Origin of the sequence: Fodinibius sp., from assembly GCF_041642155.1 — a bacterium.
In the GTDB taxonomy this organism is placed as follows: Bacteria; Bacteroidota; Rhodothermia; order Balneolales; family Balneolaceae; genus Fodinibius.
In genome coordinates this window covers 1-7,533 of the sequence record NZ_JBEPWZ010000137.1, presented here as the reverse complement: position 1 = coordinate 7,533, position 7,533 = coordinate 1, and the positions used below count along the sequence as shown (strand labels likewise).

Annotated in this window: 9 protein-coding genes and 1 pseudogene; 1 reads left to right on the top strand and 9 read right to left on the bottom strand. The window is 49.2% G+C overall.

All coding sequences use genetic code 11. The features are described 5' to 3' along the window. From ACESLU_RS09080 to ACESLU_RS09040, 9 genes and pseudogenes are all read right to left on the bottom strand, one after another. Positions 1 to 239, bottom strand: a pseudogene (locus ACESLU_RS09080) (dipeptide epimerase); the annotation flags it as partial. Beyond that, complete coding sequence (locus ACESLU_RS09075) at positions 226 to 1,047, bottom strand: phosphatidate cytidylyltransferase (protein ID WP_372638186.1); 822 nt, start codon at positions 1,045 to 1,047, stop codon at positions 226 to 228. The pseudogene ACESLU_RS09080 and the gene ACESLU_RS09075, both read right to left, overlap by 14 nt. A 4-nt stretch (positions 1,048 to 1,051) precedes the next feature. Next, the gene (locus ACESLU_RS09070) at positions 1,052 to 1,321 is read right to left on the bottom strand and encodes a hypothetical protein (RefSeq protein ID WP_372638184.1); all 270 of its coding nucleotides are present in this window, start codon (positions 1,319 to 1,321) and stop codon (positions 1,052 to 1,054) included. Next, a complete protein-coding gene (locus ACESLU_RS09065; protein WP_372638181.1) occupies positions 1,314 to 2,318 on the bottom strand; it encodes a lysostaphin resistance A-like protein in 1,005 nt (334 codons plus the stop codon). Before ACESLU_RS09065 ends, ACESLU_RS09070 begins: the two co-directional genes overlap by 8 nt. Next, on the bottom strand, positions 2,299 to 2,895 hold the full coding sequence (locus tag ACESLU_RS09060; protein ID WP_372638178.1) for a DUF4199 domain-containing protein: 597 nt from the start codon (positions 2,893 to 2,895) through the stop codon (positions 2,299 to 2,301). The genes ACESLU_RS09065 and ACESLU_RS09060 overlap by 20 nt, the downstream gene beginning before the upstream one ends. Next, positions 2,867 to 3,373, bottom strand: a complete 507-nt coding sequence (locus ACESLU_RS09055; RefSeq protein ID WP_372638175.1) for a DUF2085 domain-containing protein — start codon at positions 3,371 to 3,373, stop codon at positions 2,867 to 2,869. The genes ACESLU_RS09060 and ACESLU_RS09055 overlap by 29 nt, the downstream gene beginning before the upstream one ends. A gap of 6 nt (positions 3,374 to 3,379) precedes the next feature. Further along, on the bottom strand, positions 3,380 to 3,814 hold the full coding sequence (locus ACESLU_RS09050; protein WP_372638172.1) for an acyl-CoA thioesterase: 435 nt from the start codon (positions 3,812 to 3,814) through the stop codon (positions 3,380 to 3,382). Between the two features lie 6 nt (positions 3,815 to 3,820). Beyond that, on the bottom strand, positions 3,821 to 4,792 hold the full coding sequence (locus ACESLU_RS09045) for an acetyl-CoA carboxylase carboxyltransferase subunit alpha (RefSeq protein WP_372638169.1): 972 nt from the start codon (positions 4,790 to 4,792) through the stop codon (positions 3,821 to 3,823). 315 nt (positions 4,793 to 5,107) lie between these two features. After that, positions 5,108 to 5,833 (bottom strand): polyprenol monophosphomannose synthase, encoded by a 726-nt coding sequence (locus ACESLU_RS09040; RefSeq protein WP_372638167.1) that lies wholly within the window; start codon positions 5,831 to 5,833, stop codon positions 5,108 to 5,110. 148 nt (positions 5,834 to 5,981) lie between these two features. On the opposite strand from ACESLU_RS09040, the gene tgt reads away from it, so the two are divergent. Then, the gene (gene tgt, locus ACESLU_RS09035; RefSeq protein ID WP_372638164.1) at positions 5,982 to 7,109 is read left to right on the top strand and encodes a tRNA guanosine(34) transglycosylase Tgt; all 1,128 of its coding nucleotides are present in this window, start codon (positions 5,982 to 5,984) and stop codon (positions 7,107 to 7,109) included. The last annotated feature ends 424 nt before the right edge of the window (positions 7,110 to 7,533 follow it).

Genomic DNA, 7,533 nt, shown 5'->3' with positions numbered 1-7,533 from the left:
GCTTCTCCGGTCGATACCTCCTCAAAAAAGTCGTCGGGCAAGCTTTTGATGAAAGCGGTTACGTTGGAGGCGTCTTCCCCGTACCGGGCATTCGGTGCCGCCTCACCCCGGCCCACATAGCCGTCGGCGGAGAGGGATACAAAAACATTCGAAACGGTCCTCCTGGTGCCGCGGGCAATGGTAAAGGGCTGTTTGAGCGCCAGTTCTTTTGTTTTGCAACGAATGTTAAAATGAGACATATCCCATGACTTCCAGAAACTTCAAGTAGACGTAAAAAGCGGGGGCGGCCAGGATAAACGCATCAAAACGATCAAAAAAGCCCCCGTGTCCCGGCAAAAGCGTCGAAGCGTCTTTTACGCCGGCCGCTCTTTTCAGCCGGCTGGCGGTCAGGTCGCCAACAGGGCCGAATACGCTGACCAGCAAAACGGCGGGCAGCATCAGTAGCAAAGGTGACGGGTAGGCGATCGGGACCAGGTACAAGGCGACAGTGAGTCCTGCCAGGGCCCCCGCAACACCGAAGAAAAAGCCCTCCCAGGTTTTATTGGGACTTATTTTCGGGGCCAGGTGATTTTTGCCGAAATTTTTGCCGCCGAAATAGGCAAAGATGTCGTTCCCCCAGACCATCAGCAGCAGGCTGAGCGTCAAAACAAAACCGGTTTTGGTATTCCCCAGCTGCCGGACCAGCAGCAGGGCCAGTAGCCCGAGGGGCGCGTAAAGACCACAAAAGGAAGTGGATATAAGTGATTTAAGTCCCCGGTCCCCGGGTTTAACGATCTGTGTGCCGGTAAACAGCAAAAAGACAGCCAGTCCCACCGCCAGATCATGGTGGAAGAATGGGGATAATAAAACCCAGAGTCCAATGATGTAGGGGAATAACGGATCGGAGGGAAATCCGGCTTTTCCGCTGATTACTGAAACTTCACGCTGTATGAGCAGGCCGATGAGCACAATAAGGGCCGCAAAATAGGCCCCTCCCACGTACGTAAGGTACAGGAAAAAGGCAGCAGCAGGAACGGCAAAAAGAATACGTTTGGTCAGCTCACTCACAAAGCTACTCCTCTTCCCGGTTCGAATCCTCAGGCAACTCCAACTCCTCAAGGGCTTCCCGGGCCTGCCGCTCATAGTCCTTGGGAACGTACAGGTATACCAGGGCGGTTTCGCCTACATTCAGGCTAAAAGCGGAATCCCGTTTGGAGAGGATCTGTGACGGAATCTCCATGCTTGACAGGTAATTTTTGGCAGATTCCACCTCGTATTCTGTCCCCCGCTCGAATACACAAACCCAATCTTCTATTTCATTCGGCTTCGGTCCCTCAAACATAATATGCCTCCTCGTGCCTATTTTTTTGATACTGATTATACATCCAATATACAATATATGACGTAATTAACAGACTGATACTTACAGCCCAGATGGGAGGCATCGATTCCGGGGTCATCTCGGCAAAAGCTGACTCCGGGTAATAGGTTCCGTACAGCACGCTGCCCCCGTTATTCGCAAAATGCCCGGCCATAGCGGGTAATACGCTTTTAGAAACCCAGGTGATATAGGCAAGAAGTATTCCGATAGCGGCCAGGGGAAAAAGATTGCTCAACTGCATATGATAAAGTCCGAAAAGCAGCCCCGAAATAATAATAGCCGGCCAGATGCCCCAGCTTTTCTCAAAGGCCCGCAGTACGTAACTGCGATATAACACCTCCTCGCATATTGCCGGGACGACAGCCACGTGGAAAAGCGTAAGCCACATCATATGATCGCTTTGCAGGAAATTTTCAATCATCTCCATCTGCGAAGTTTGGATATTGGCAAAGGCATCCGGAAGGGGGATGAGGGTATTGAGCCACGAAAGGAACCAGATGACAGGCTGACCCGCAACCAACAGAACCACTGCCAGCAACATGTAGCGCAGGGTATCGCTACGAAAGTTAAATCGCATAAAGACCTTGTGTGCGGACCGGGACGTATGGAGACGGGCATAAAACCAGGTCGCCAGCCCGAGGAAGAGAATTTGTCCCGTTGAATTACCAATAAAGACCAGGTCCAGGTTATCCATCATCAACTTCATTGCTTCCGACGGGTCGGAGCTAAGTCCCCCTTCCATCCCGATCAGGGCAAGCGCAATGACCGAAGCGGTAACCTGAAATAGCATAAAAGCCGCTATGATCCATATCAACGCCAACACCCAGTGGGAAAAACCGTTACGTTCGGCCCAGGAAGTATAGGCGCCGGCAGGATCGGATGCCGTTAACTGTTGCTTGTATTCTGCCTCCTCGCTCATTAAAATTTCATCATAAATGTTATCCTTCCTGCTTGCCAAATATTTTTGCCCCGATCATACCGGTGATAAGATTGAGAATGCCGTTAATCGGCAGACCCCACAGCAGCTGCATGCCGATACTGTCATTGCTGCGGAGTCCTTCGACCGTGGCATCAATCATTTGTTGCTTTTGGGCGTCCGGCATATCCATCGCCTCCAAGTTGGCGATCGTGCTGTCGATCATTTTCTGGGTCATATCCGGGTCCACAAACTGCCACACCTGGCTCAGTACCACGCTTACAATGGTGATACAGACTCCCGTTAAAAATCCAATAAGCGCCCCCTTTCCCAACTTGATGGGAATATCTTCATATTCCCGCGCATAATGCCAGGTTGCCAGCATACCACCAAAAGCTCCAACCAGACAGGCAAAAATACCGATAAATTGAGAGGGTGAAAAGAGGGAACCCGTAGGTTCCGAGTTGATGACCGCGTAACTGGTGATTAATGACAAGACAAAAGCTATGATCCCGAATATCAGTCCCGCCGTCGTCACCGACATCCAGTATGAAGGATCCGGTTGATGACCGGCATCCCGCTGTGGATTATCAAATTCCCGTTGTTGTGAGTTTTCCATAATGGTCCCCCGTTGATTCTTTTTTCCTGTTAAAAAATACTCCCGAAAAGAGTACTGCAGCGGCTATTCCCAGCAGTCCCCCCAATACCAGCCGTGAAGTCAGCGTATTTTCCCAAAAAGCAGCGAAATTTCCAATTATATCTATCAAATTTATCACTGCCGTTGCAAACAGAATCTTTTTCAACAACCAAGAGCGATAGAAATATGCCTTCCAGAATCCTGCAAGAGGGAGGAGCATCCATCCAAAAGCAAATCCGCTGTATACTCCAAGGCACCGGCTGCACACCGCCATAGGCTGCCCCCCTATCCAAAACGATCGGTCGGCTGCCTGGTGACACAGGTGGGCAAGCGCCTGATGCTGCCATTGCAACAGCCAAAACTGTTGCTGGCCAAAAAGTCCCCCGCCCAGGGCTATAATCACCATTCCCACAATCAAGACCAGTACCAGCAGATATAAGGTAAGATGATGAGTCTGCATAACAAATCAGGATTCAACGACAGAAGACAGGGTATCTATAAAATCAGCCGGAGCGCGACACGGTTTGCGGTTCTCCTCATTCATAAAACAGAGTACCACCTTCCCCAGGATATGAGGGGCCTCCCGCCGGTCCGTAAAAACGCGGTAATACGTTTCCAGCTTTACCGCAGGGATATCGTAGAGGAGCACTTCGATTTTCATCAGTTCATCATAAAAGACCGGGGCTTTGTAATCCACTTCGGTATGCACCACCGGCAGCATCACGCCGTTATCTTCCAGTCGCGCATAAGAAAATCCCAGTGATCGGATCATTTCGGTACGCGACTCTTCAAAATACTCCAGGTACCGGCCATAATATACGTAGCCCATTTTATCCGTTTCTCCGTAACGGCTTCTCAGTTGATGGGGATACGTAAAAACAGGCTCTTTTTCAGGAAACACGATCCGTTACCCCGATTCTACTTTGGAAGCTGTTTCCCACTGTCCCATCCCTGAATACTTTTCAATTCGAGACTCCACAAGATCGCCGCTGCTCATGTTCCCCAGCCGATCCAGCGACTCCAGAAGCTGCTGTTTCACGACCGCTGCCGAAGCCTCTGGATTGCGATGCGCCCCGCCCAGGGGTTCTTCGATAATACCCTCGATAATGTCAAGGTCCTTCAGGTCTTGAGCAGTCAGTTTAAGCACCGAGGCCGCCTGTTCTTTATAATCCCATGTTTTCCACAAGATTGAGGAACAGGATTCCGGCGATATAACCGAATACCAGGTATTCTCCATCATATAGACCTCATTCCCCATCCCGATGCCGATGGCGCCGCCGCTGGCTCCCTCTCCAATGACTACCGTGATGATCGGTACGTTTAGCGTTGCCATCAGCTTAAGGTTTTTGGCAATGGCTTCGGCCTGTCCACGCTCCTCCGCCTCTAATCCGGGATAAGCGCCCGGCGTATCGAGCAACGTAATCACCGGCATATCAAATTTGTCCGCCAGTTTCATCAGCCGGTAGGCCTTTCGGTAGCCTTCCGGGTTAGCCATTCCAAATCGTCGGTACTGGCGGCTTTCCGTATCCCTTCCCTTTTGATGGCCCATAATCACGACCGATTTTCCGTTGATCGTCGCAAACCCGCCCACAATAGCCTTGTCATCGCTATGATAACGGTCGCCGTGGATTTCCACAAAATTCTCTGTGATTTTATCGATATAATCCAATGTGTACGGCCGGTCAGGATGGCGGGCCAGCTGCACGCGCTGCCACCGGGTCAGGTTTTGAAAAATTGATTTTCTCAGTTCATCCACCCGTTCTTCAAGGCGTTTTATCTCTGGCGTCAATACATCTTCATCCGTTATCGAGAGATTCCGGAGTTCATTAATTTTTTTCTCCAAATCAGCGATCGGCTGTTCAAAATCTAAATACTGCATAATTATAATCTGAAACTGGTTTCAAGCATTGAGAACCAAATATACAAACAACTGGGAAGAGTTTAAGGACTTTATTTTGTTATCGGTTATCGGAGGGTGCTGGTTTCTAAACACCGGGTCAAGGACCAAGTTTAAATATTGGTTGTTTGATATTATCGGTAATTGAGATCTCCTTCGCCCCATATAAAGACATCCGCTCTACAGTATAAAGCCGTCCAGTATAAATAAGTGTCGTAGGCTCTCCCCGGGAAGTTAATAGTACTCCGTTCTTGCCCTGTCCCGCAGGACTCGAGGCCCTTGCACCCTGTCTCACAATCACAACATCCCCATAATACTTTGAATTTTCAGCGTCCACACCCGCCAGATCGCCTCCCATACAATAGACTTTGACATCTTGGATATACCCTCTTGTCTTTCGCGAAAGATGATTGCTACCTCACTGAGTGTAAAACCGGCTCTCCATGCCCTGAAGTGCAGCTCAATCTGAAAGGCGTAGCCGTTGGACCGTATGTTCTCAACAGAGATCGTCTCCAGCACTTTCCGATGGATACATTTGAATCCCGCCGTAGTGTCGAAAATGGGCATGCCTGTAATAAACCGTGCATAGAGATTTGCGCTGTATGAGAGTATAAGGCGGCTCAGCGGCCAGTTGACGATGCTTATACCATCCGCATACCGTGAACCAATAGCTACATCCGCCTGTCCGTTTTTCACCTCTTGAATCAGCCGCGGCAGATCTTCCGGATTATGAGAAAAATCAGCATCCATCTCGCAAATGTAGGTGTAACCACTTTCCAGTGCATACCGGAATCCCCGAACATAGGCTGTACCCAATCCCAGTTTACCCGGACGCTCAATTAAAAAGAGCGCTTCGGCGTATTGTTCCTGCTTCTTTTTGACAATATCAGCGGTCCCGTCCGGCGAGCCGTCGTCGATAATTAACAAATGCATATCACCCAGGCTCATCACTTTGTCGATAAGCCTCCCGATGTTATGCGATTCGTTATATGTGGGTACAATAACTAATGTAGAATGAGCCATAAGGCGATATTAGCGAACGAATTACAGAAATTTAGCTCAAAATTATTTTAAGAATAACAAAAAAAGCGCATTAATGTTACAGCAAGAAATTCATTACCTTAAGCCATAGTGATCAACTAAGTAAAAGAACCATATAATTATTGATACCTTGTTTGAATTACACCAGACTGCATCATCGACAAAGGCCCGCCTGGGCGTACTTTCTACCGATCACGGCTCTATATCCACCCCTATCTTCATGCCTGTAGGCACCCTCGGTACCGTCAAAGCCGTCAAACAGGATGAGCTTATCGATAAAGTGAAGGCACAGATTATCCTTGGAAATACCTATCACCTGTATTTACGACCGGGCTGTGAAATTATCGAAAATGCAGGCGGACTCCATTCATTTATTAACTGGGACCACCCCATCCTAACCGATTCCGGCGGCTATCAAATCTTTTCCCTTTCTGACAACCGGGAACTTAAAGAAGAGGGAGCCCATTTCAAAAGCCATTTAGATGGATCAAGGCATCTTTTTACTCCCGAAAATGTGGTTGATATTCAACGAACCCTCGGCTCCGATATTATTATGGTTCTGGATGAATGTCCCCCTTATCCCAGCAGCCGCAACTATGCCAAAGAATCGATGGAGCTTACCCACCGCTGGGAAGAACGCGGACGCCGGGCATTCCTGAATACGAACTCCAAATACGAGCACCGGCAATTTCAGTTTGGCATCGTCCAGGGCGGCACCTATCCCGATTTGCGTAAAGAGTCGTCGAAGTATATAACAGATCTCGATTTTGAGGGAATCGCCATTGGCGGGCTGAGCGTAGGGGAACCCACAGAACTGATGTATGAGATGACCGACCTGAATACCGACTATCTGCCGGAAGACAAGCCGCGTTACCTTATGGGCGTTGGCAAACCGGCGAATCTTTTACATTGTATTGCCCGCGGTATCGACATGTTTGATTGCGTGCTGCCCACCCGCAATGCGCGTAACGGACAAATCTTCACCCGGAATGGCTACGTTAACATTCGCAACGCCAAGTGGAAAAATCACAACCAGCCGTTGGATCCTGATTTCCCCACGGATCTATGCTCACAATACAAGATGTCGTACATTCACCACCTGTTCCGCAACAGCGAGCTATTGGGACTGGAGCTGGCTTCCCTGCACAATCTTACCTTTTATCTCTGGCTGATGGAAGAAGTCAAGGAGCGAATAGCCAATGGCAGCTTCCATGAATGGTATAAAGAGAAGGCAGAGGTACTGGATACGAAGATTTAGTCCATTTTCCCAGGGAATGTGCTTCTTCTTATGCAAAAGGCACGCCGGCCGGCCCCCTGGCCCTTATTTCGGGGGTCTTACTGGCTGCGAGCATTGGTTTTTTGGGTTTCGCTTGCGCGTAACCTCTCACAACCTCTGGCGGCATGACCAGCGACAGCCCAAATAAGAACCAAGGCTCCGACCGCTTGTAAGCGTATGGTTTCAGGTACTATTTCACTCGCCTTCTCGGCGTACTTTATCGGGGAAAGGTGCAGACTTCCCTGTGTTTTAGGGTTTTAGGGCTGTTTGGAACACCCCAACCCAGGCAAGCATACTTTCTTATTCTACCCGACAGATACCCTTTTGGGGACACTATCACTCGGGACACTCTTTTTTTTGTCTGGATATGAGGTGATAAAAACCTGCTGGCTATTTTTATAGATAT